General features: G+C 35.8%; 14 protein-coding genes. 10 read left to right on the top strand and 4 right to left on the bottom strand.

Translation table 11 applies throughout. The features are described from left to right. The first annotated feature begins 98 nt into the window (after positions 1-98). Complete coding sequence (locus AST99_RS08250; RefSeq protein WP_057781365.1) at positions 99-1,550, top strand: aryl-sulfate sulfotransferase; 1,452 nt, start codon at positions 99-101, stop codon at positions 1,548-1,550. A gap of 297 nt (positions 1,551-1,847) precedes the next feature. Here the strand turns inward: AST99_RS08250 and AST99_RS08245 are convergent, their stop codons facing one another. Continuing rightward, a complete protein-coding gene (locus tag AST99_RS08245) occupies positions 1,848-2,750 on the bottom strand; it encodes an alpha/beta hydrolase (RefSeq protein WP_057781363.1) in 903 nt (300 codons plus the stop codon). A gap of 874 nt (positions 2,751-3,624) precedes the next feature. Next, positions 3,625-4,224 carry an RNA polymerase sigma factor gene (locus AST99_RS08240; RefSeq protein WP_057781360.1) on the bottom strand — a complete coding sequence of 200 codons (600 nt, stop codon included), beginning with the start codon at positions 4,222-4,224 and terminating at the stop codon, positions 3,625-3,627. A gap of 154 nt (positions 4,225-4,378) precedes the next feature. Here AST99_RS08240 and AST99_RS08235 point away from each other — a divergent pair, with 154 nt between their 5' ends. The 9 genes from AST99_RS08235 (at position 4,379) to AST99_RS08195 (ending at position 21,235) form a co-directional block, all read left to right on the top strand. Further along, entirely contained in the window at positions 4,379-5,500 is a 1,122-nt protein-coding gene (locus tag AST99_RS08235; protein ID WP_198151436.1) for a FecR family protein, read from the top strand. A gap of 91 nt (positions 5,501-5,591) precedes the next feature. Then, positions 5,592-9,077, top strand: a complete 3,486-nt coding sequence (locus tag AST99_RS08230; RefSeq protein WP_083495641.1) for a SusC/RagA family TonB-linked outer membrane protein — start codon at positions 5,592-5,594, stop codon at positions 9,075-9,077. A 12-nt stretch (positions 9,078-9,089) separates the two neighbouring features. Continuing rightward, a complete protein-coding gene (locus tag AST99_RS08225; RefSeq protein ID WP_057781354.1) occupies positions 9,090-10,487 on the top strand; it encodes a SusD/RagB family nutrient-binding outer membrane lipoprotein in 1,398 nt (465 codons plus the stop codon). Positions 10,488-10,497: 10 nt separating this feature from the next. After that, positions 10,498-11,472 carry an N-formylglutamate amidohydrolase gene (locus tag AST99_RS08220; RefSeq protein WP_157486334.1) on the top strand — a complete coding sequence of 325 codons (975 nt, stop codon included), beginning with the start codon at positions 10,498-10,500 and terminating at the stop codon, positions 11,470-11,472. A gap of 144 nt (positions 11,473-11,616) precedes the next feature. After that, positions 11,617-14,628: an amidohydrolase family protein gene (locus AST99_RS08215; protein WP_057781350.1), complete on the top strand. Its 3,012-nt coding sequence runs from the start codon at positions 11,617-11,619 to the stop codon at positions 14,626-14,628. 16 nt (positions 14,629-14,644) lie between these two features. Continuing rightward, positions 14,645-15,961, top strand: coding sequence for an amidohydrolase family protein (locus AST99_RS08210; RefSeq protein WP_069727825.1), 1,317 nt, complete (start codon positions 14,645-14,647; stop codon positions 15,959-15,961). Next, positions 15,951-17,267 (top strand): M14 family metallopeptidase, encoded by a 1,317-nt coding sequence (locus AST99_RS08205; RefSeq protein ID WP_057781346.1) that lies wholly within the window; start codon positions 15,951-15,953, stop codon positions 17,265-17,267. Before AST99_RS08210 ends, AST99_RS08205 begins: the two co-directional genes overlap by 11 nt. A 27-nt stretch (positions 17,268-17,294) precedes the next feature. Beyond that, positions 17,295-18,980 carry a gamma-glutamyltransferase gene (gene ggt, locus AST99_RS08200; RefSeq protein WP_057781344.1) on the top strand — a complete coding sequence of 562 codons (1,686 nt, stop codon included), beginning with the start codon at positions 17,295-17,297 and terminating at the stop codon, positions 18,978-18,980. Positions 18,981-19,744: 764 nt separating this feature from the next. Then, a complete protein-coding gene (locus AST99_RS08195) occupies positions 19,745-21,235 on the top strand; it encodes an acyl-CoA dehydrogenase family protein (RefSeq protein ID WP_057781341.1) in 1,491 nt (496 codons plus the stop codon). Between the two features lie 138 nt (positions 21,236-21,373). Here AST99_RS08195 and AST99_RS08190 read toward each other — a convergent pair whose 3' ends face one another. Continuing rightward, on the bottom strand, positions 21,374-23,725 hold the full coding sequence (locus tag AST99_RS08190; RefSeq protein ID WP_057781339.1) for a TonB-dependent receptor: 2,352 nt from the start codon (positions 23,723-23,725) through the stop codon (positions 21,374-21,376). A 189-nt stretch (positions 23,726-23,914) separates the two neighbouring features. Then, the gene (locus AST99_RS08185) at positions 23,915-24,328 is read right to left on the bottom strand and encodes a Fur family transcriptional regulator (RefSeq protein ID WP_057781335.1); all 414 of its coding nucleotides are present in this window, start codon (positions 24,326-24,328) and stop codon (positions 23,915-23,917) included. Positions 24,329-24,415: the final 87 nt, after the last annotated feature.

Below are 24,415 nucleotides of genomic sequence, written 5' to 3'. Positions count from 1 at the left end.
TGCAGAGTAGGGAATGGGTTTCACAGAATACATGTAATATGGTTACTGTTTTAGCGGTATAATATTGACATTTGTAAGTATTAAATATCTTAAGACTTATGAAATATATCCCTTTATTATCCTTATTCTTTTTAGCATTAACGCTCACCAATTGTAGTGACGACGACAGTTACACAGAAACAGATACCACAGACGATACAACTACTGATGGTACAACATCTAATTCTGATTATACCGTGGGTTTAAAACTCAATACATCGGAAGCTGAAGATGCTTACACCTTATTTTCTCCATTACGCAGCATGAATACATATCTTATTGATAATTGTGGTGATTTAATGTATACTTGGGCGTCTGATTATTTACCAGCTCACTCTTTTTACCTTTTAGAAAATGGCTATTTATTACGTCCTGGCGATGTGGGTAGCACCAGTTTTGTGGCTGGCGGACAAGGTGGAATTATAGAATTGCTAGATGCAGAAGGTACTGTTGTTTGGGACTATGATGTAGCCTCTACCACCGAATTACAACACCACGATGTGGAATATATGGATAATGGTAATATACTCGTGATTGCTTGGGAAAAAAAGACAGCTACAGAAGTGGCAACAGCAGGACGTACCGATTACATTTCAGAATTATGGTCTGAAAAGATTATTGAAATTCAACCCGATTTAACTGCTGGTACAGGAGAAGTGATTTGGGAATGGCATGCTTGGGATCATATTGTACAAGATGAAGATGCCACTGCCGATAATTACGGTGTGGTTGCCGATAATCCTGGATTATTAAATATTAATTACGATTACGAAAGTGATGAAGAAGCCGATTGGTTACATTTTAATGCTATCGATTATAACGAGACTTTAGACCAAATTGTAGTTAGCAGCAGAAGTTATAGTGAATTTTATATTATAGATCACTCTACAACTACAGCTGAAGCCGCAACTCACGAAGGCGGAACACATGGCCAAGGAGGCGATTTCTTATACCGTTGGGGGAATCCGCAAACCTACGATCAAGGAAGTTCTAGCGATCAGCAATTATTCAATCAGCATGATGCGAATTGGATTGATACTGATTATATTGATGGCGGTATGATTATGGTGTTTAATAATCAGGCAGGAAGCGCAACCGGATCGAGTTATTCTTCGGTTAATGTCATCGATACTGAAGTGAGTGCCGACGGATCGTATACTTTAGAAGATGGTGCATACACCCCTTCAGCGTTCCAATGGACGTATACTGATGAAACACCGAGTAATATGTTCTCTCCTTATATATCTGGTGCACGCCGTTTATCTAACGGTAACACATTAATTGGAGTCGGGTCTTCAGGAACGTTTACAGAAGTGAATTATGCAGGAGAAACCGTTTGGGAATATGTGAATCCTGTTTCAGAAAGTGGTATAGTCGATCAGTATGCTGTGGCTAGCAGTAATTCTGTATTTAGAGTTTCTAAATATGCTACAGATTATGTTGGACTAGAAAACTATGCCTTAAGTAATCAAGGCACGATAGAATCTGGTTCAGATTATACGTGTGAGTAAATGTAAATGATACCAGACTCTCAATTAGGCGATGTTATATCGCCTATATATAAAAAGCGCCGTGAATTTCATGGCGCTTTTTGCATTTCTATCCATAAGGTTTCCATGGACTATCTATGGAGTATCTATGGCTTTGGTATGGAGTAGGTATGGCATTGGGTTTAAGTGGGGTTTGATTCTATATAAATAGAATTTTAGAGTAAACCTCAACAGATTCCTCTTACCTCAGAATTACAACATCAACATAACATTTATCAAGATATTCCTCGAGCCTCGGAATGACAGTATCAGATTAACTTACTTCATGATTTTGGTTTGGTGGAACATCTTATTAAAGACGACTTTATTGATAAAACTAAAGGCCTCTTGACTGTCTTCTTCCGGGAGGTTAAAAATATCGTGGGCTCTATTTTTAAAACTATACAACATATAACTGGTATTGAGTTGATCCAATTTTTCTGCTATTTTTTTTGAGCCGTCCATGGCAAAATAGCCAGGAGCTGTTTTATAGCAGTTGTGGTGTGCACCATGGTCGTAAGGAATTACTTTATCGTCCATCCCATGAAACAAAACTGTAGGTAGCGCATTAGATTTGTCTATAGATTCGCTATTAAGAATGGCGCCTGCAACAGAGACAACACCTGCAATTTTAATTTTTTTATAGTCGTCTGCCTTTTGTGCGAAAACTGTTTTGTTATAGGCAATGTTTAGTACGATTTCTGCACCAGCGCTACTTCCAAACAGTATAATTTTAGAAGCGTCTATACCAAAACTGTCTTTATATCGTGTGAGATATATTAAGGCATCGCGAATATCTTCTTCGGCATTATTAAAGGTCTGCATGGCTCCCAGTAGCGGGGATTGACAACTGAATATCTTTTTATCTGTTGCCAATCGGTAATCTATAGAAGCGACCACATAACCACGTTTGGCAATCCCTTGTGCCAAGGAAACATTGGAATTATCGTTTCTTGCTCCAGAGATAAATCCGCCACCATGTACCATAACAAATAAGGGGCGTTTTTTAAGCGAATCGTTTTCGGGTTGGTAAATATCTAGTTTTAGAGTGTCTTTAGCTCTAATGGAATAGGTTAGTGTTTTTGTGGTAAACGTGGGAAACACGCGATCTACATATCGGGTTTGCGCATGGCTATATAAACCATTAAAACATAATAGCACTAGTAATAACTTATAAGGCATTTTGATGTATTATTTTTACAGCAAATAATATAAGCTAATTGCCGAAAACATTGGCTGACGGAGGGCTAATTTTAACAGTATATGAAGATACATTAACATATGGTTGTGGTTACTGTCATTCAGAACGGAGTGAAGAATCTTTTGAATGTTGGTTGGAATTAGATTGGAGTTTTGATCGTGAGATTCCTCGATACCTCGGAATGACACTGAATATTAGTAATGGCAGGGTTTATTGCTCACTGTCATTCAGAACGCAGTGAAGAATCTTTTGATTGTTGGTTGGAATTTGTTTGGAGTTTTGATGATGAGATTCCTCGATGCCTCGGAATGACACGGTTATTTGGACAGATAGGGTTTATTGATTATTGTCATTCAAAACGGAGTGAAGAATCTTTTGAATGCTAATTGGAATTTACTTGGAGTTATGATGATGAGATTCCTCGATGCCTCGGAATGGCACGGTTATATGGAATGATAGAGTTTATTGATTATTGTCATTCAGAACGCAGTGAAGAATTTTATGATTGTTAGTTAGGATTGTTTTTGGAGTCTTAATCATGAGATTCCTCGTGCCTCGGAATGACAATATTACTTGTAATTACAGGATTTATTGCTCACTGTCATTCAGAACGGAGTGAAGAATCTTTTGATTGTTGGTTGGAATTTGTTTGGAGTTTTGATGATGAGATTCCTCGATGCCTCAGAATGACAAGGTTACTTCGACTGATAGAGTTTATTGGTTACTGTCATTAAGAACGGAGTGAAGAATCTTTTGATTGTTGGTTGGGATTTGTTTGGAGTTCTGATGATGAGATTCCTCGATACCTCGGAATGACATGGTTTTTGGTACGACAGGGTTCTTTAAATGACAATACTATTCATTAAGCTCGTTGCTATCAAGGCACATAAAAGTGAATAGTAATTGGTATTTACCGTTTAAATTATCTTTTAGAATTTTGAAGGCTTTAGTAAGATGGCCTTCTACAGTTTTAATAGAAATACCTAAGTAATCAGCAATTTCTATATTAGTCAAACCTTCTTTTTTACTCATGATTAAAACCTGTTTGCATTTTTTTGGAAGGACTTCAATTTCCTGTTCTAGCAAAGCTAATTTTCTATTTAGGTTTTCATCATATTCCTGTTGAATTACCGTGGTTAAGGTATCCGAAAAGGTTTTTTCAAGAAAATATGTCTCTCGACTGTATTTTTTTATATGGTCTAGGTATTTGTGTTTAATACTTTTATACAGCCATCCTTTAATAAAGGTATTCTCATTTAAGGTGTCCCGTTTTTCCCATAATTTAAAGAAGATGTCTTGGACTAAATCTTTTGCTAAAAGCTCGTCTCTGCAGAGGCTTTTGGAATAAACATACATATCGTTATAGTACAAATCGATTACTCTAACAAAGACTTTTTTATCGCTGTTTTGCATTGCGATAATATCATCTTTATTAAGTAATTCGTTAGGATTCATACAGTGTTTTCTTTTAAACACTTCAATATTATTAATAAATATTGAAAATAACCAAGGGTTTTGTAAAAACCAATCGTTACACTAATAACAATTCGACAATTCTCAACGAACGATGAAGAAAAACAACAATATTTCGATAATCATTAACAAATTTTTGAATAATACAGCGAGTCCAGAAGAAATTCAAGTTTTAACGGCTTGGATCAAGAGAAACCCTGAGGCTTATAAGGATTATGTAGAACTGCACTATTTAATTACGCGCGATAAAAACAATGGCGAAGCCGAACATTTTAAAAAAGACTTACTGTTTAAATTTAATAGTATGTTTAAAAAACAGAAGCGTGCACAAGTGTGGTTAAAGTATGCTGCTATATTAATTGTGGCTTTAGCTGGCACAAGCTATTTGTTTTTAAAGCAATCTGGAACGGCTGTTAAAGTCCAACAAGAAGTAACTATTACATTTGGAAATGGAAAACAAGATATATTGAATACTAAAGCTTTTCATGTTATCTCTAACGCCAATGCCGTTGTAGCGAAACAGGAAGGAACAAAACTTATATACAATGTAGATGAAGTCAATACCATAGATGAACATCAGCCGCTCGTTTACAATACCGTACATGTACCTTATGGAAAAACTTTTCAGGTGGTTTTGTCTGACGGTACAGAAGTCCACTTAAATTCAGGAACTACTTTTACTTACCCGACTGCTTTCTATACCACTGGAGAACGACATGTGGAATTGATCGGAGAAGCCTATTTCTCGGTGACTTCAGATTCGTTAAGACCTTTTATGGTACAATCTAAACTATTAGAGACGCGTGTTTTAGGAACAGAGTTTAACTTTTCAAGTTATCCGGACGATGATGTTGCACATGTGGTTCTGGTTGAAGGGCGTGTGGCTGTGTCTCAACAAGAAAACCTTGCTTCAGCTGAAGTGTTTTTAAAACCCAATCAAATGGCCACTTATAGTCCGAATCAAGATGATATAGAAGTGACCGATGTAGATGTAAGCCGCTATACCGCTTGGATCTCAGGAATACTTTATTTTAGAAATGAAACATTCTCTCACATTGCAAAAAAATTAGAACGACACTATTCTGTTAAAATTGATATTGAAAATGACAGTTTAAAATCAGAAAAATTTACAGGACGCTTTAAAACCGAAAGTATAGAAGAAGTACTACAAGGTTTTCAAAGACTTAAAACCTTTGAATACGTTTTAAAAGACGATCATATTATATTAACTCATAACACCAAAAAGCCTATGCCATAAACCCAATTAACATTGTGAAGCCTCTGCATTAAACCAACAGAGCTACCAAATATTTAATAGCTAAAAATTAACCATTAAACCACATTAATATATGAAAAACGCACTATACAGAGATTATTTTAGAGCAAAAATAAAGCTGAAAATAAAAATGCTGACCTTATTTTTATTTGCAGTCTTGTTTCAGGTTAGCGCTAAACCCTCTCATGCTCTGCAATTCATTTCAATGAAAATGGAGAATGCCACTTTAAGTACCATTTTTAATGAAATTGAACGTAACACAGATTATAACATTCTTTATAAAGATGCCACGCTTGATTTAAATAGAAAAGTGTCGGTAGACGTCCATGATGTAGAAATAGGAACCCTAATGGGACTCGTGTTAGAAGAATGCAATGTGTCTTTTGAAATTAGGAGAAAGCTAATTGTATTGATTGCAAAAGATACTATACCAAACAAGGCTTTACAAAGCTCCGAAGATGTTATTCGTATAACAGGAAATGTAACAGACGAGAACAATTTACCACTACCCGGAGTGAGTGTTATAGTTAAAGGAAGTAATATTGGGGTTTCTACAGATTTTGATGGAAATTACGCCTTGGATGTTGATCAAGGTAAAACTTTGGTATTCTCTTACGTAGGCTATGAGACCACAGAACGCATTGTTGGTGTAGAACAAACCATAGATGTGGCTATGACACCTGGATTAAATAACTTAGATGAAGTTATTATTACAGCGATTGGAACTACACAATTAAAAGATAAATCTGGAGCGACCAGTTCTTCTATTAAATCTGATAATATTGAACGCTCTGGAGAAACAGGGTTAATTAACTCTATGGCTGGAAAAGCTTCTGGAGTACGTATTGGAAAGTCTAACGGAGATCCTGGAGCTGGATCTTCCATTCAAATTCGTGGTGCCAATACAATTGAAGGTGCCAGTCAGCCTTTAATCATTTTAGATGGTATACCAGTAAGTAATGATAATATTGGGAGTGTCACTGTAAGCCAGCAATCCCGATTAGATGATATTAACCCAAAAGATATTGCTTCGGTACAAATATTAAAAGGTGCATCGGCAGCAGCGCTTTGGGGATCTCGTGCTGCAAACGGGGTGATAATGATTACTACAAAAAGTGGTCAGCTAAATAAGAAACCTACGGTACAATATTCGTTCTCAAAATCTTATGATGATATTAGTGTTAAAACCCGTTTACAAAACGCTTACGGACAAGGACGAGATGGTGTTTACAATGTATCTTATGGTGAATCTTGGGGAGATAAAATAGCAGATCGTTCAGGAGAAGCCGATGTTGTAGATACGGATGGTGCTTTTTTTGTATCGAACACCACAGGTGAACGCTATTACAATGTGATTGATAAAAACTCTACAGCAACGTATAGAGACAGCAATTACGATAAAGTATTTAGAACAGGAAGTTACGACCAACACAATATTTCTGTGAATGGAGGTGGAGAAAAAGCCTCTTACTTTTTTAGTTACGAAAATCTAGCTCAAGAAGGGATTATACAAAACTACGATTACAACCGCCAAAACATTAGACTGAACACTAAATTTCAAGTCACCGATTGGTTAACATGGAACAACAGAGTGTCTTACACCAATACAACATCTAACCGAATTGTACAAGCCGGAGAAACAACTAATGGCGTATTATTAGGTTTGTTAAGAGGTTCGCCAGATTTTGATATCACAGATTATAAAGGGACTTATACTACAGCAAGCGGAGATATTTATACCAACCGCCAACGTTCTTACAGAAGACATTTAGGAGAAGCAGAAAACCCGATTTATAACAACCCGCTTTGGACACTAAATGAACAAAAAGCACCGAGTGATGTAAACAGATTTATTATCAATCCGGAATTAACTGTAGATCCTGTACATTGGTTAAAAATTATTTTACGTGGAGGTATGGATTATTATAACGATACCAGAAGTGAGTTTTACCCCATAGGATCGGCTAGTAGTACACGTAGTGGTGGTTACTGGAGCCAAACAGATATTGTAAATAAAGAACTTAATTTTGATGGAATTGCTATCGCTAATCACGATTTTAATGAAAACATAGAAGTTTCTGCAACTTTAGGATTTAACTATAATGATAGAGACCGTGTAGTAAATTATAATACGATTAGCCCGTTTGCAGTAGATTCAGATTTAACCACTCCCGATTTAAATCCTGATCAGTCTGCAACCTCTTGGGATAGAACACTAACAAAAATACGATCTAATCGTGGTTACGGTATTTTAGGTATTAACCTTTACGAACAATTATTTATCAATTTATCTGGAGCTATGGAAGCTGCATCAACCATTAAAGGTAGTTTTTTCTATCCTTCAGTTGAATTGGCTTGGCAATTTACAGATATCTTACCAACAGAAGTAATGAGCTTTGGAAAGTTTAGAGCCACATGGGGTAAAGTAGGGATACAACCCGAACCTTATAAATTTGAAACTTTGGCGACTACAGGATTTTCATCTTTTGGTGGTGCATTTATGGTCGATTCAGAAAAAGGGAACTCTAATTTAAGACCAGAAATTAAAACAGAATGGGAAGTTGGTACAGATTTACGATTCTTTAAAGATTGGATTAGTTTAGGAGTTACATACTATAGTAATGAAACCAAAGACATTTTATTTGCTGTAAAAGCAAATCCGAGTTCAGGTTTCAGTACCAATTATAAAAATGCAGCAGTTATCGAAAACAAAGGACTTGAAATAGATTTTACAAGTAAGTTGATGCAAACAGAAGATTTAAGATTGTCTTTAAATGCTAACTATAACAACAATAGAAATAAAGTTGTTGATATTGCTGGCGCAGAAACAGTAGATATTGGAGGGACTTCCAAAGCCGTTAAAGGTTATCCAATGAGTTCTTTTTATTTACCAGGAACTTTAAGAAATGCTGATAATAGTTTAGACTTAGACGCTAACGGGTTTCCGCAATTAGATACCGAAAGTCGTGTATTAGGCGATCCAAACCCAGATTGGCGTGGTGGCTTAGGGATGAGTTTTGAATATAAAGACTTCGATTTTAATTTCTTATTTGAACACTCTCATGGAGGAGATTATATAAACCGTACCAATATTGTGCTTTACGGTTTTGGAAACCATGCCAATGTGGCCAAAGAAATCACCTTATCGGAAGAGTTAGTTAATGTAAATGGCGATGTGTTTGCTGCAGGAACTACAGTTCGTGGAAATATAAGAGATTTTGGGAATGGAAATGTATTACTAGATGAATCTTGGTATCGCGGTATAGGCGGTGGCTTAGGATTTAATAAGACTAATGATCTTTATATTGAAGATGCGACATGGACCAAACTTAGAAATGTGACGGTAGGGTATACTTTAACAAACCTGAAGTTGAGTAAAAAACTAGCTTTAGAATCTTTACGAGTTTCGGTTACTGGACGAGATTTAATTTTATGGACAGACATTTTAGATGTCGATCCAGAGACCAATAACTACGGGGTGAGTAATGCTTTCGGTATGAATTACTTTAACAACCCAGGGACACGATCTTTTTTGTTTAACATTCAAGCTAATTTTTAAAATCCAATGCATATGAAATCCACATATAAAATATATTTATTGATTTTCACGGCCTTTATTTCTTTTGGTTGTGAAAACTTAGTCGACGATTTAAATGAAAATCCGAATCAATTAACTTTAGATGATATAGATGCTGGGCTGTTTTTAAATGGTGCAGAACTCTCAAATATCGCCATTCAATTAGGATCTTACAGCAGAATGTCTGCGTATTGGTCTGGACAACTTGTTGGCTATGAACAAACAGAATTAGAACGCTATCAGTACAATGTTACGAGTAGTACATTTGACTGGGATGGTTACCAAAGTGTATTAACACCCTTACGTGAGATACAAGATAGAACTACAGAAAACACCCTATTATTAGGGATCTCTCAAGTCGTAGAAGCACATTTGGTAGGGACGTACGCCTCGTTATTTGGTGATATTCCGTATTCAGAAGCTTTAACAGATATTGAAAACCCAGCTTTTGATGATCAAGCTGTTGTATTTGAACAATTGCAATTGCTTTTAGATGAAGCTATAGTTAACCTTGAAAATGCAGGTGATTATGGTGTGCTTGAAGATTATATTTTTGATGGTGATAGTGAAAAATGGTTAGAATCTGCGTGGACACTTAAAGCCCGTTATTACACTCACACCAAAGCGTATAGTTTAGCATATAGTGCCGCTATAAATGGTATTTCGTCTAGTGAAAATAATATGATGTTTAATCCGTTAGACATCACCGGAGAAAATAGTACTAAAAATAAGCTTTACGTTTTATTAGAAGCGGGACCATATATGGGAACAACTGGCAGTTATCTTGAAACCTTATTAGATGCTAGCAATAGTGCATCGCGTAATAATGCGAAAACAGACGAAACTGCAAGATCGCAATACTATTTTATAGATCAAACCAGTGGAGATTCTAATCTCGGAATCGCACAAGAATTAGAATCTCAGCCTATGATTACGTATCAAGAGAATCTTCTAATTTTGGCAGAATCAGGGCTTAGAAGTAGTGGATTTTCTACAGGACTAGAGCATTTAAATACCTTAAGAGCGTATTTAAGTACAGGAAATTTTCTTAACGATAATTTTGCTTCAGAACCTTATACTTATGAGGCCTATACTACAGATGATTTTGCAGCTGGCGGGATAGAAAATACTGATAGTATTGATACCGATCGTGCTTTATTAAGAGAAATTATTGAAGAACGTTATGTGTCTGGTTTCACCACGTTTATGGCCTTTGATGATACACGAAGGTTGCAGAAATCAGATTCTGATATTGCTGTACCTTTTCCTTTAAATGTAGCTACAAGTACAGAAAATGTAGAACGTATGTTATATCCTGAAGATGAAATGTTATCGAATACCAATGCGCCTTCAGAGCCTGGTTTATATGAAGCAACAGCAGTTAATCAATAATAAAACAGTTATGAAGATATATAAAGTATCAGATAATACATTGTATGTAAAAGGCGTGTTTACATCCGTTTTTAATAAAAATAACAGCCTTTTATGTTTGTTAGTTACCACTGCATTTTTACAATTGCAGTGTAGCAGCAAAAAAACGGTAACACAAACTAGTAGTCCTGTTGAGATAGCTGAAATTTATGATGCATCTTGGTTAGAAGCAACTCAAGGGAACATTCCTGTGGTGATTAGTGTGCCACATGGTGGAGGTATAAAACCCACAACTATAGCAGACCGGACCTGTGGTGCTCGTGTTGCAGACGATAATACAGCTTTGTTAGCTTACAATATTAGGGACGCATTTAAAGCGCAAGGACAAGAACCTTATTTAATTGTAGCACAAATTGCACGGACTAAAATAGATTTGAATCGCGATATGGAAGAAGCAACTTGTGGAAATGCAGATATGTATACTACTTGGAAGCAATACCACACCTATATTGAAGCAGCTCTGTCTAAGGCCATCGCAGAATATGGCTATGCACTTTATATCGATTTACATGGTCAGAGTCATCCTATTAAACGCTTAGAATTAGGTTACGCTTTATCTAAAACAGATTTAGAGCAGACTAGTACTAGTGACTTAGTTATAGATTCTAAATCGTCTATTCAAAACTTAGTGGATATGACAAAAGACCAATCGACTAAAGATTTATTAATTGGAGAACATGCTTTAGGAACATTCTTTGAAACCAATGGTTTTCCTGCGGTTCCAAGTTTACAAGACCCTTTTCCAAAGGCAGATGAGCCTTATTTTACGGGAGGATATAATACCAGACGCTATACATCTTTAAAGTATCCTAAAGTATTTGGGTTACAAATAGAAGCTAATTATAAGGGGGTTCGTGATTCTGAGGACAATCGGATAGCATTTTCTAAAGCCTTTTCTAAATCTGTTACACAATATTTAGAAGCTTTAGAACAACTCATTCATTAATTTTTTTATTTAATAGTCAGTTCTGGGAGGTTATTTTAGCCTCTCAGAATTTTATTACCGCCAATTTACTCTTGCTTTTTGTCTTCTTAAAAGCAGGTGTTTATCACTGTCTCTAATTATTACAGTAATTTTAAACCCTCAAAAATGAAGTATACAACCGTTTATAAATATCTTTTGGTACTCAGTTTTTGTGCCTCAGGAGCACAAATGTACAGTCAGGAGACCTTTCCAAAAAATGACGTTACCGATTCCCGACCGCAACGCATCGCTTTTACAGATGCGACTATCTTTATAGATCCGTTAACCCGTTTAGATCAGGCCACCTTACTCATAAAAGATGGTGTAATTGTGTCTGTGACAACAGGTAAAACGATACCCAACGGATACACAACAATAGATCTGAAAGGAAAATACATATATCCCTCATTTATAGATATGTTTAGCACGTACGGTCAACCAGAAGTTAAACTCCCTAAAAGAGAAAATCCGTTTATTAAAAGAGAACAAATACAGTCTAGTATTCCCGGACCTTATAATGGGAATGAAGCTATTAAATCGGATTATAGCAGTATAGCGCATTTTGGTGTAGATCATAAACGCGCAATCACCTTAAGAGCCCAAGGTTTCGGTACTGTAGCCAGTATGCGGCCAGATGGTATAGCTCGTGGTACGGCAACATTTGTAGCCCTTGGTGATGGCAATGAAAATACTATGGTGTTAAAAAATAATGTAGCCAGTCATTATTCGTTTAATAAGGGCACATCTACACAAGATTATCCAATTTCACCTATGGGGTCTATTGCATTATTAAGACAAACCTTTTACGATGCCAAATGGTATACTGCAAATCCAGATCGTTCGTTTACAGACTTAGGTTTAGAAGCTATTGAAGCCAATAAAAACTTGCCACAAATATTTGAGGCTAAAGATTGGTTAACAGATATTCAGGTCCGTAATATTGGAGAAGAATTTAATATCGACTTTATTATAAAAGGAGGAGGAAATGAGTATCAACGTATCGCAGAGATTAAAGAACTAAATTCGCCTTTAATTATCCCTATAAATTTTCCGTCGGCATATAATGTATCCGATCCTGTAATTACCAACAAGATTACTTTAACCGATTTAAAGCATTGGGAATTAGCCCCTACAAATCCATCTAGACTAGAGCAGCATGATATTCCGTTTGCACTTACAACATATCCGCAAGAACAACCTTCAGATTTCTTAGAACATTTAAGAACAGCCGTAAGTTATGGATTATCTAAAACAGAAGCCCTAGCAAGTTTAACCACAACACCTGCTAAATTATTAAAGGTAGAGGACTTGGTTGGAACATTAAAACAGGGGACACTTGCCAATTTTATTATTGCTGATGGCGACCTATTTGAAGCCGAAACTTTACTATTAGAGAATTGGATTAAAGGTACAGCTTACCCAGTACAAAACACTATAGACCATGATCTTATAGGGATGTATGCTTTGAAAGCAGGAACTGAGAGTATTACATTGCAAGTGGCGTACAAGAAAGGAAAATTTGAGGCTGAAGTTATTACAGCAGACGGACAAAAAAGTAAAGCCGATTTTAAAATGGATGGCGAACTTCCTGTGTTACAATTTACATCGCAAGGCAATCAATTCAACTTAAAAGGGTGGAAGCGTGTTGTAGGCGACAGTCTTTCTTTTAAAGGCACTGGAGTTGTTAATTTTCATGATTCTGTACAATGGACTGCAGAAAAAATAAGCACTCCTGCAATAGCAGATAAAACACAATCCGTTAAACACCAAGACGAACTAGGAGCTGTATATTATCCTTTTGTCGCTTATGGACGTCCAGATAAAGTGACATCTGAAAAGTTATTAATTACTAATGTCACCATTTGGACCAATGAAGCTGCTGGGATTCTTGAACATACAGATCTACTTTTAGAAAATGGTAAAGTAGCAAAAATTGGAAAAGATTTAGTTGTAAACGATGCGAGGCTTATAGATGGACAAGGCAAACATGTAACGCCTGGAATTATAGACGAACATTCGCATATCGCCTTAAATGGTATTAATGAAGTCGCCCCAAATTCGAGTATGGTACGTATGAATGATGTTATAGATTCTGAAGATCCAGGGATTTACAGAGCCTTGGCGGGTGGAGTTGTTGCTGCACAGTTACTGCATGGTTCTTCAGATCCAATTGGCGGTCAGTCTGCTTTAATTAAATTAAAATGGGGCGCATCACCTGAAGACCTTAAAATAAAAGGGGCAGACCATTTTATAAAATTCGCATTGGGTGAGAATCCGAAACGTTCTAAAAGTGCACCATCTATTCGCTTCCCTAGAAGTTTAATGGGAATGGAACAATTTTATACCGATGCTTTTGTAGAAGCTTTAGCATATGAAAAAAGTTGGAATGCCTACAATCAATTATCAAAGAAAAAGAAAGCAAAAGCTATTATGCCTCGGAAAAATTTAGTCCATGTAGCCATGTTAGAGGTTATAAAAGGGGAGAGGTTTATTTCGTCACATTCCTATCAACAAAAAGAGATGCTCATGCTTATGGATGTGGCCGACCGTTTTGGATTTACCATAAATACCTTTACACATGCTTTGGAAGGCTATAGAATTGCCGATAAAATGCGAGAACATGGTGTAGGAGGTAGTACCTTTTCTGACCGATGGAATTTTAAATGGGAAACCCGAAATGCGATTCCTTATAATGCTACTATTATGAATAATGAAGGTGTGGTTACAGCTATTAATTCGGATAGTGGAGAAACAATTAGACATTTAAATCACGAAGCCTCTAAGGCTATAAAATACGGGCAAACCTCTGCAGAAGATGCTTTAAAAATGGTGACTCTAAATCCTGCTAAATTATTACACTTGGATGATAGCATGGGGAGCATAAAGGTTGGGAAATCTGCAGATGTGGTTTTATGGTCAGGACCTCCGTTATCTGTATATTCTAAAGCAGAAAAAACCATAATTGAAGGCGCTATATATTTTGATATAGAACAAGACCGAGCGCTTAGAACTCTTATACAAGACGAACGTGCTCGGATTTTAAGTAAAATGGATGGATTAGACAACAGCGCTATTCCTGCTAAAATATCTCGTGAAAAACCTGAGTTTGATTGTGAATACATTCAAATGGCCAATTAACAAAAACATTTAAATTATGAAAGTTTATACATACATAACCCTTTTGCTAGTCATGGTGTCCGTTTTATTTTCAAGCAACATGTACGGGCAGTTACCACTTGCGCCACAGTCCCAAACAGCTCCAGTGTTGTTGGTCGGCGGAACTGTACACACCGGAGACGGACGTGTTTTAGAAGATACAGCCGTTGGTTTTACTGAAGGAAAAATTACTTATTTAGGTCCTGAGGATGCACTAGGCGAAGAAAAAAAAATGTATACCATTATGGATATTTCTGGACAACAAGTTTATCCAGGTTTTATTCTTTTAAATTCGACTATCGGCATTCAGGAAATAAGTGCTGTTCCACACTCTAACGATGTTTTGGAAGAAGGCGATTTTAATCCCAATCTAAATACCGTTTATGCATTCGATACCGGATCGAGTTACATCCCAACATTGCGTTTTAATGGGATTTTATATGTAGAGTCAATCCGTCCAAGAGGCATTATTTCTGGTACCTCTGCGGTAATGGAATTAGATGGTTGGAATTGGCAAGATGCTGTATTTAAAAAAGAAGCCGCGATTCATTTACATTGGCCGTCTTCATTAAAAACAGTAACAGATGAAGCAACCAATACGTTGCAAATGAATACTAATCCGTCATATAACATACATCTTAAAGCCCTAGATCATTTATTTACTTCATCTAAAACCTATCACAATACTAAAACGAGGCGGATGAACTTAAAGCTAGAAGCTTTGGAAGGTTTATATTTAGGCGATAAAACACTCATCATTCATGCCAAGGAATCTAAAGAAATTATTGAAGGCATACTGTTTGCTGAACAATTTGGAGTTAAACGTATAGCGTTAGAAGCTTCAGCTTCTGTATTAGAAATCACCTCTTTTTTAAAAGCACATGACATTCCCGTGATACTTCCACCAACTTATAATTTACCACGATCTCCAGACATGGATTACGATATGTATTACAGTCTACCTAATACACTTATAAAAGCAGGGATTGTTGTCGCTTTAAATCATTCAGGATCCTTATCGAACGCTATGAATTTACCGTTTTATGCAGGAACAGCAGCTGCCTTTGGTTTAGACAAAGCAACCGCATTACAAACTATTACCTTAAATCCTGCTAAAATATTAGGTATTGATGATCGTATAGGGAGCATTGCAGTAGGTAAAGATGCCAGTTTATTTGTCTCTGCTGGTGATGCATTAGATATTCAGTCTAATATCTTATCTCTAGCCTTTATTCGTGGTAAACAATTAATACTTGAGGGCCCGCATCAGGAGAATTTTAAAATGTATTCAGACAAATTTAATCATGAAAAATAAGACCATTTACTTCAGTATGTATAGCATTAAGAATCAAGGCTTACTATTTGTTTTTCTGTTTACAATAGCCATAAGTTTTGGACAAAAAGAAAAATTTAAAGGGCAACCTCCGATTAAGATTGTACCTACAACGTCTAAACCCGTCCAGAAACAGTGGAAAGGCGACTATAATTTTCCTGATCATGGCATCACCTTTTCTAACACCTTTGATGGTGCTCGATTAAACGGAATTATTCAAAATAATGATAGTACATATACGGCTTTGATTACTTCAGAAAATACGCCCGTAAATATGAGTCCGTGGTACGCTTTTAAAGTTTGGGGAAACTCAAAACAAACTATAAATTTAGTATTAACCTATCAAGAATCTATTAAACATCGGTATTATCCTAAACTGAGTTATGATGGTAAACATTGGACAACCTTAGATTCTTTACGGTATGAGGCTATTGATAAAGGCGATGAAACCTTTGGCAGTCGCGCTTTACCAAAATCTGTTAAATTACAATTAGATATTAGTCCAGATACTTTATGGGTCGCAGGGCAGGAGTTGCAAAATTCACATCTTGTAAATAGTTGGATGGATAGTTTAACACAACGCTCATACATTACCAAAAATACCATTGGGAGTAGTACGGAAGGCAGGCCATTAAACATGATTCGTGTAGGGAAAAAAACACCTAAAAACATGATTATGATTATTTCTAGACAGCATCCGCCAGAAGTTACAGGTTATCTGGCTATGAAAGCTTTTGTAGAGACTCTTTCTTCAGATTCTAAATTAGCGAAAAAGTTCAGAAAAACCTTCACCACTTTTGTGGTCCCTTTAATGAATCCTGATGGAGTAGATGGTGGATTTTGGAGGCATAATGCAGGTGGTATAGATTTAAATAGAGATTGGGCTAACTTCAATCAGCCAGAAACACGTGCAGTAAAAGATTTCATGGAAGGTGTGGTCGCAAAACATCAAGGCAAGTTTTATTTCGGTATCGATTTCCATTCCACCTGGGATGATATTTATTATACGGTCGATCCGAAACTAAAAGGAAATATGCCTAATTTAGTCACCGATTGGTTAGAGCAATTAAAAGAAAAAATTCCAGGTTACGACCCGAATATTAGTCCGAATGATAACTTAATCCCTACAGCAGTGTCTCGAAATTATTTCTTTGTTAAACATGGTGCAGAAGCTTTAGTTTTTGAAGTGGGCGACAATACCTCTAGAGACTTTCTTAAAACCAAAGCCATTATGGGAGCCAATGCGCTTATGAAACTAATGCTTGAAAACATTAAAACAATTAATTAATATTTTAGAACCCAAAACGAAAACCTAATGAGAAGATTTATATATATAATACCCTTTATACTCTTAGTCTTAAATTGTAAAGAACAACCCGTTACACCAACAGGTTTGGTTTCAGAACAAGCCATGGTCGTTTCTGCACGCGAGGAAGCCTCTAAGATTGGTGTAGAAATCATGAAAAAAGGAGGAAATGCTTTTGATGCCATGGTGGCTACAGAGCTTTCATTAGCCGTTGCTTATCCCTTTGCTGGTAACCTTGGTGGTGGCGGATTTATGGTGTATAGAACGGCTAGAGGCGAAGTAGGCGCTTTGGATTACCGTGAAAAAGCACCCTTAGCTTCACATAAAGATATGTATTTAGACTCTTTGGGTCAGGTTATTCCTAAAATGAGTACTTCTGGAGCCACAGCATCCGGAGTTCCAGGTACAGTGGCTGGTGTTATGGCTGTTCATGAAAAATTTGGAAGTTTACCGTTAAGTGAAATTATGGCACCAATTATTGCTTTGGCAAAACACGGCGTTGTTGTAACCAATAAGCAAGCAGAACGATTAGAACGCACTAGAAAACAATTTATAAAAGTTAATGGGGAAACTACAAAATTTGCGCAAGTCTTTAAAGCGGGAGATACCATTACATATCCAGAGCTAGCCCATACTTTAGAGATTATTATGGCCGAAGGAAAAGATGGCTTTTACAAAGGGCTAGTGGCAGAAACCTTAGCCGCTTTTATTCAAGAGCGCGGTGGATTAATAACCGTAGAAGATCTGGCTAAATATGATGCGAAATGGAGGGATCCAATAGTGTTTGATTATAAAGCATTAAAAATTATTTCTATGAGTCCACCAAGTAGTGGCGGGATGACTATTAACCAGATTTTTAAAATGATGGAACCTTATAATCTTGCCGAATATGGTCATAATTCAGCACAAACAGTTCAAGTTTTTACAGAAGCATCTCGACGTGCTTATGCTGATAGAAATTATTATTTAGGCGATCCTGATTTTGTAGATATTCCGTACGATATGCTTTTAAATGATACTTATTTAAAAGAAAGAATGTCTGATTTTTCTTTTGAAAAAGCAACATTATCTTCAGATGTTAGTCATGGTGATGTCGCGATTTATGAAAGCATGGAGACGACTCATTATTCTATAGTCGATCAGGATGGAAATGCAGTTTCTGCAACAACCACTTTAAATGGGGGTTATGGATCTAAACTATATATAGACGACTTAGGGTTCTTTATGAATAATGAAATGGACGATTTTAGTTCTAAACCAGGTGTACCCAATATGTTTGGATTAATTGGAGCCGAAGCAAATAGTATTGCGCCTGAAAAACGTATGTTAAGCAGTATGACGCCTACCATAGTTGAGAAAGATGGTAAATTATTTATGGTTGTTGGAACGCCTGGAGGGTCTACCATAATTACGGCTGTAGCACAAACCATTATTAATGTTTATGAGTTTAATTTAAGCATGCAAGATGCTGTAAATGCACCGCGATTTCATCACCAATGGTTGCCTGATCAGATTATATTTGAGCCTAACGGGTTTTCTAGTGGTTTAATAGATACACTAAAAACTAAAGGGTATTTAATTAATGAAGAACGCACACCAATTATTGGTAAAGTCGATGCTATTAAAGTGCTTACAGATGGTGCTTTAGAAGGAGGCGCAGATAAACGTGGAGATGATACAGCTGTTGGGTTTTAAGGTATATTGCTCACTGTCATTCAGAACACAGTGATGAATCTTTTGATTGTTAGTTAGGATTATTTTTGGAGTCTTAATCATGAGATTCCTCGACGCCTCGGAATGACAAGGTTACTTGGACTGATAGGGTTTATTGGTTATTGTCATTCAGAACGCAGTGAAGAATCTTATGAATGTTGGTTGGGATTATGTTTGGAGTTCTGATGATGAGATTCCTCGTCCTCGGAATGTCACTGAATATTTGTAATGGCAGGATTTATTGATTATTGTCATTCAGAACGCAGTGAAGAATCTTATGAATGTTAGTTGGATTTTGGATTGGAGTTCTGATGATGAGATTCCTCGATGCCTCGGAATGACAATATTACTTGTAATTACAGGATTTATTGATTACTGTCATTCAAAACGCAGTGATGAATCTTTTGATTGTTAGTTAGGATTATTTTGGAGTCTTAATCATGAGATTCCTCGTGCCTCGGAATGATAGGGTTACTTGGAATGACACGGTTTTTTGCCTAACAGTTTTGAAAAATTAGTGGTGTTAACTTTATAAAATACAGAAAAAAATGACACTAAAACCTCAAACAATTGTATCAGTATATATCCTATAGGTCTAGTATGCATGTGTTTTAACTATATTATTATTGAGAAAGAAATTAGAATATCTCAACTATTTAGAATAATTCTAATTATTTTTACGAGAAATATGGTTCTTGTGTTAGCTCAATATTTAAAATAATAAGTATCATCAAATACATATAAAAATGCTAAAAGATTTTTCTGAATATATTAAAGACTTTGAAAATACACTAAAAGATGTTTTTCATCAGCGATATGATATACATCAATTTAGTAAAGAACGCGGACTTCCAGTTGTTGTTTTAAGAGATATTATGGCAAAGGCGCCTTTATCTGTTGCTATTCCTGAGAATTATGGAGGGCGAGGTGTTAAAGTAAATGAATGCCTGCGAATGCTATCTGCTGCCTCTTACGAATCTTTACCGTTATCCTTAACATTTGGGATTAATATCGCTTTATTTCTAGAACCCGTAGCAAAATATGCGAATGAAAGTGTAAAGGGCACCATTTTTAAACGCTTTCTAGAAAAGCAAAACATGGGTGGTTTAATGATTACCGAACCCGATTTTGGTAGTGATGCGCTTGGGATGCAAACCTATAACGAAAAAGTAGAAGATGGCTATACTATTAAAGGAACTAAGCACTGGCAAGGTTTAACCGGAATGGCCGATTATTGGCTTATCACTTCACGTGGTAAAAGTGCAAATGGAAATTTAAATAGAGATATCGACTTTTTTATCTGTGATGTTAGTCAGCCAAATCAACAAATAACAGTCGAGGAGTATTACGACAACTTAGGATTGTATATGATTCCTTACGGGAAAAATAAAGTCGATGTACAGGTACCTGAAAATTATAAATTAGAACCGCACAGTTCTGGGGTTAAAATGATGTTAGACGTGTTACACCGAAGCAGAATGCAGTTTCCTGGTATGGCTTTAGGTTTTATAAAACGCATGTTAGACGAGTCTATTAAATACTGTACAGAACGTGTTGTGGGTCAAAAGAAACTAATAGAATTAGATCAGGTAAAATATCAAATTTCAACCATTCAAAGTTCTTATACTATTGCCTCTGCGATGTGTTATAGAAGTAGTACACATAGTGGGATTGATCATGATTTAGCGAATAGCGGAATAGAAGCCAACACCATGAAGGCTTTTGTAACAGATCTTATGCAAGATGCGGCACAAACCTTAACCCAATTATCAGGTTCTAAAGGTTTTAAAATGGAAAATATTGGAGGTCGAGGTATTATGGATAGTAGAGCATTTCAGATTTTTGAAGGCTCTAATGAAATGCTTTATACTCAAATAACAGAAATGATTTTTAAACTCATGAAACGCAAAAAAGAGTTTAATATTTACCGCTTCTTAAAAGAATTTAATCTGACTACACAATCGTATGCTTATTTTAAAGATTATATCGATTTTAGTGTAGATATAGATATGAAACAACGAAAAATGATTGATTTAGGAAAAGTGTTTTCTAGAATCATTTCCATCAATTTTGTGTTAGATATGCAGGATAAAGGGTTTAGAACAGACTTAATTACAAATTGTGTAGAGCTATTAAAACTAGATGTTTCAAATTTAATTAACTCCTTTCATTCAAAAAATACGGTGATTCAAATTGAAGATTATAATGAAAACAGTCAGTGGTATAATTTCATTTAATCTGTTTCTCAGTTCTTAAGCGTGCACGCTAGCAGTAACTTAAGGCTTTTAATATAAACACGGTATATAAAACATCTATTGTCTTATATACCGTGTTGTTTTTTGGCCATCATTTTATATAGCCGGTCAGCTATGTATTTAAAATTTGAATCCTAAATTTGCTACTAGATGTCGTGGCTTTTGTGGTGCTAAGCGGTAAGACCAATAAGTTTCGTCTGTAAGGTTATTTAGTTTTACACCTAACGAAAAGCGGTTCACGTGGTACGTTACACCAAAATCTAAAACGGTATAAGATGGAATGGTTACCGTAGCATCAACAGTATTGGTTTGAAAAGACGAACTTCCGTAATTACCTCCTAAACCAAAAACTAAGTTGTTTTTATGTTTTAATGGTACTGTATAATCTAACCACCAATTCACTAAAGATTTCGGACCTGCACTTGCTGGTCTTAAACCATCTTCGGCACCATCTTCCGTATTTTGTAATTCACTTTTATTATAAGCATATCCAAAAATTAGGTTTAATTGAGGTAGGGGATTGGCAATAAATTCTACTTCTATTCCCTTACTAGTTTGTCCGCCATCCTGAATATCAAAATCACTATCATCCGGATCTTCACGTACAATATTCTTCACGTCGATATTGTAATAACTAATAGACCCTGAAATTTTATGTTTTAATACATTAAATTTAAGTCCACCCTCAAACTGATTCGCATGTTCAGGATCAAAACTATTGCCATCTGCCCCAGTGCCATTCTGATTGGTAAAACCGTTCATATAATTTCCGAAAGCCGATACTTGATCAGGAATCACTTCATATACCAATCCTAATTTAGGAGATAGCGCATTCTGATTATATGTACCATCACTTTCACCTGTAAGCATGTTATTTGTGCCTTCATCATTAAAACGATCAAAACGCAGACTTAACATGGCTAATAAACGGTCTGAAATATTAATAACGTCAGAGACATAAGCACTATATGTATTGGTTGTTTGATTTCTAAGCGTTCTGGTACCATTGCTCATTTCTGCATCTATATAAGCTTTATTAAATTCGTTATAATAGTCGGCGCTACCGTATTCAAATTCTGACGTATTGATATATGATATATCACGATCTTGGTGGTAATTATAATAATTAACCCCAACAACCATTCTGTTTTTTAGTGAACCTAAATTAAATTCACCAGTAAAGTTTTGCTGAATATTAGTAGAATTATACCCATAATATCCAGAGTTTACACGTGCTCTAAAAGTGTTTTCTGAGCGGCCATCAATACGAGAGGTATAGCCATCATGAAAGACACTTGTTCTGGCAAAACTGGTAGACGATGTCCAAGTATCGGAGAGTTTATGTCTGATTTCACCAAAAATATCAATGTTTTCTGTTTCGTAAAAGATGTCGTTAGAAGTATAAGACGTATTATAATATGCTAGAAAATCTTCAGCACTGCGTTCAGAAAGATCTCCAGTATCTGGATTATGTCTAACAGGAGAAGTTCCTTTAGACTTAGTATACTCCAAATCGAAATGTAAAGTGGTATTGGCACTAAGCGTATAGGTTAGTGACGGTGTAAAAGCGGTGTTGTTGAAAAATCCAGCATCCTGAAAACTCTTTTCGCCGTGTACGGCACCATTTACTCTAAACAATAAAGATTTAGACGAGTTAACCGGCGTATTTACATCAAAAGTTAGTCGGTTTAAATTCCAGCTTCCACCATTATAAGCTACGGCACCACCAAAATTATCATGTGGTTTTTTAGTTACTCTATTTAATAAGCCACCATAAGACACTTCAGAACTTCCAAATAAGGTAGCCGATGGGCCTTTTAGTACTTCAATACGCTCTAAATTTACAGGATCTAATGCATTTTGATTAAAAGTGGTTAATCCATTACGTATTTTAGGTTCTACTTGAAATCCTCTAGATAAGAACGTGATTCTGTTTTGATCGAATCGCACAGGCACACCCGCACCAACCACATTTTTTAAAGCGCCATCTAAATCTGTTACACTTTGGGCTTCCATGAGGTCTTGTGATACAGTAATATAGACTTGCGGATTCTCGATGTTAGAAATGGGTAATCTTGCTACATATTCTGAATTCGCTTTTGCAATAGCGGGCATTTTATCGCCGGTGATGACTATTTCATCTAAATTTTCTTCTTTATTTATTAATTCAATATCTAATTGATTAGCAGAGTCTTTAATAATTTGTACACGTTTAGTAAACGTATCTTTTCCCATATAAGACACTCTTAATAGAAAGGTTCCAGCTGTAGGATTTACAAATTTGTAAAACCCATTTTCATCTGAAATGGTTTTGGCTTTAGAACCTACTAATTCTAAATGTGCAAATTCAATGGGATTGTTTTGGGTGTCTGTGACATTACCTGATAATACGGTCTCTGTATTCTGAGCCTGAATTATAGTACATAATAATAGGAGGGAATACACACTACATTTTTTGAGGAGGATTTTCATTCTAATTTAAAATTTTGCTGCAAAACTAAAAACTTTATTTAGAATAAATAAAAATAACAGAATTATTTGAGAGGCCTGGTTATCACATTAAATTATGCTTGTCTATACAAGTGATAGATGAATTATATGCAGCTTTAAAAATGAAGTGAAAAATGAAATTTTATGATGTAAAACAAAAGTGAATCACCATCATTTAGCATTTACGTTGTGTTCAGGTTTTTGTGAGTTGTAGCAATCTTCACATTTCCCTTGAAGCAAGATTTGAGAAACCTCTACTTTACGATTGGGGATATTAGGAATTTGAACATTAATATCTAAGCATTCTACTTTTCCGCAATTTATACATTGAAAATGAGGATGAATATCTTGATGTACACTGGATGAACAATTATGACATTTCGCATACCATTTGTGTCCGTTTTTACCTAAAAATGAATGTAAAATACCATCATCTTCCAATTTATTCAAGATACGATATACAGTTGTTTTATTCATTTCTGAATGCAACTGTTCTACTAAAGCAATTACTGAAATTGCTGTGGTATCCTGATTAAAGGCGGTGAGTACTATGTCTACCGATTTTGTTTTTCTTAATACACCCATAATACAAAGATAACGCTACTGAGTTGTATAAACAAAAATACCTTATTAAAATAAACGCAACTTAGTTGCGTTAACAATTAATAGTTA

The sequence above is a fragment of the Formosa algae genome, assembly GCF_001439665.1.
Taxonomy (GTDB): Bacteria; Bacteroidota; Bacteroidia; order Flavobacteriales; family Flavobacteriaceae; genus Formosa; species Formosa algae.
The sequence above is the reverse complement of the archived record's forward strand: the minus strand, read 5'-3'. Positions and strand labels throughout refer to the sequence as shown.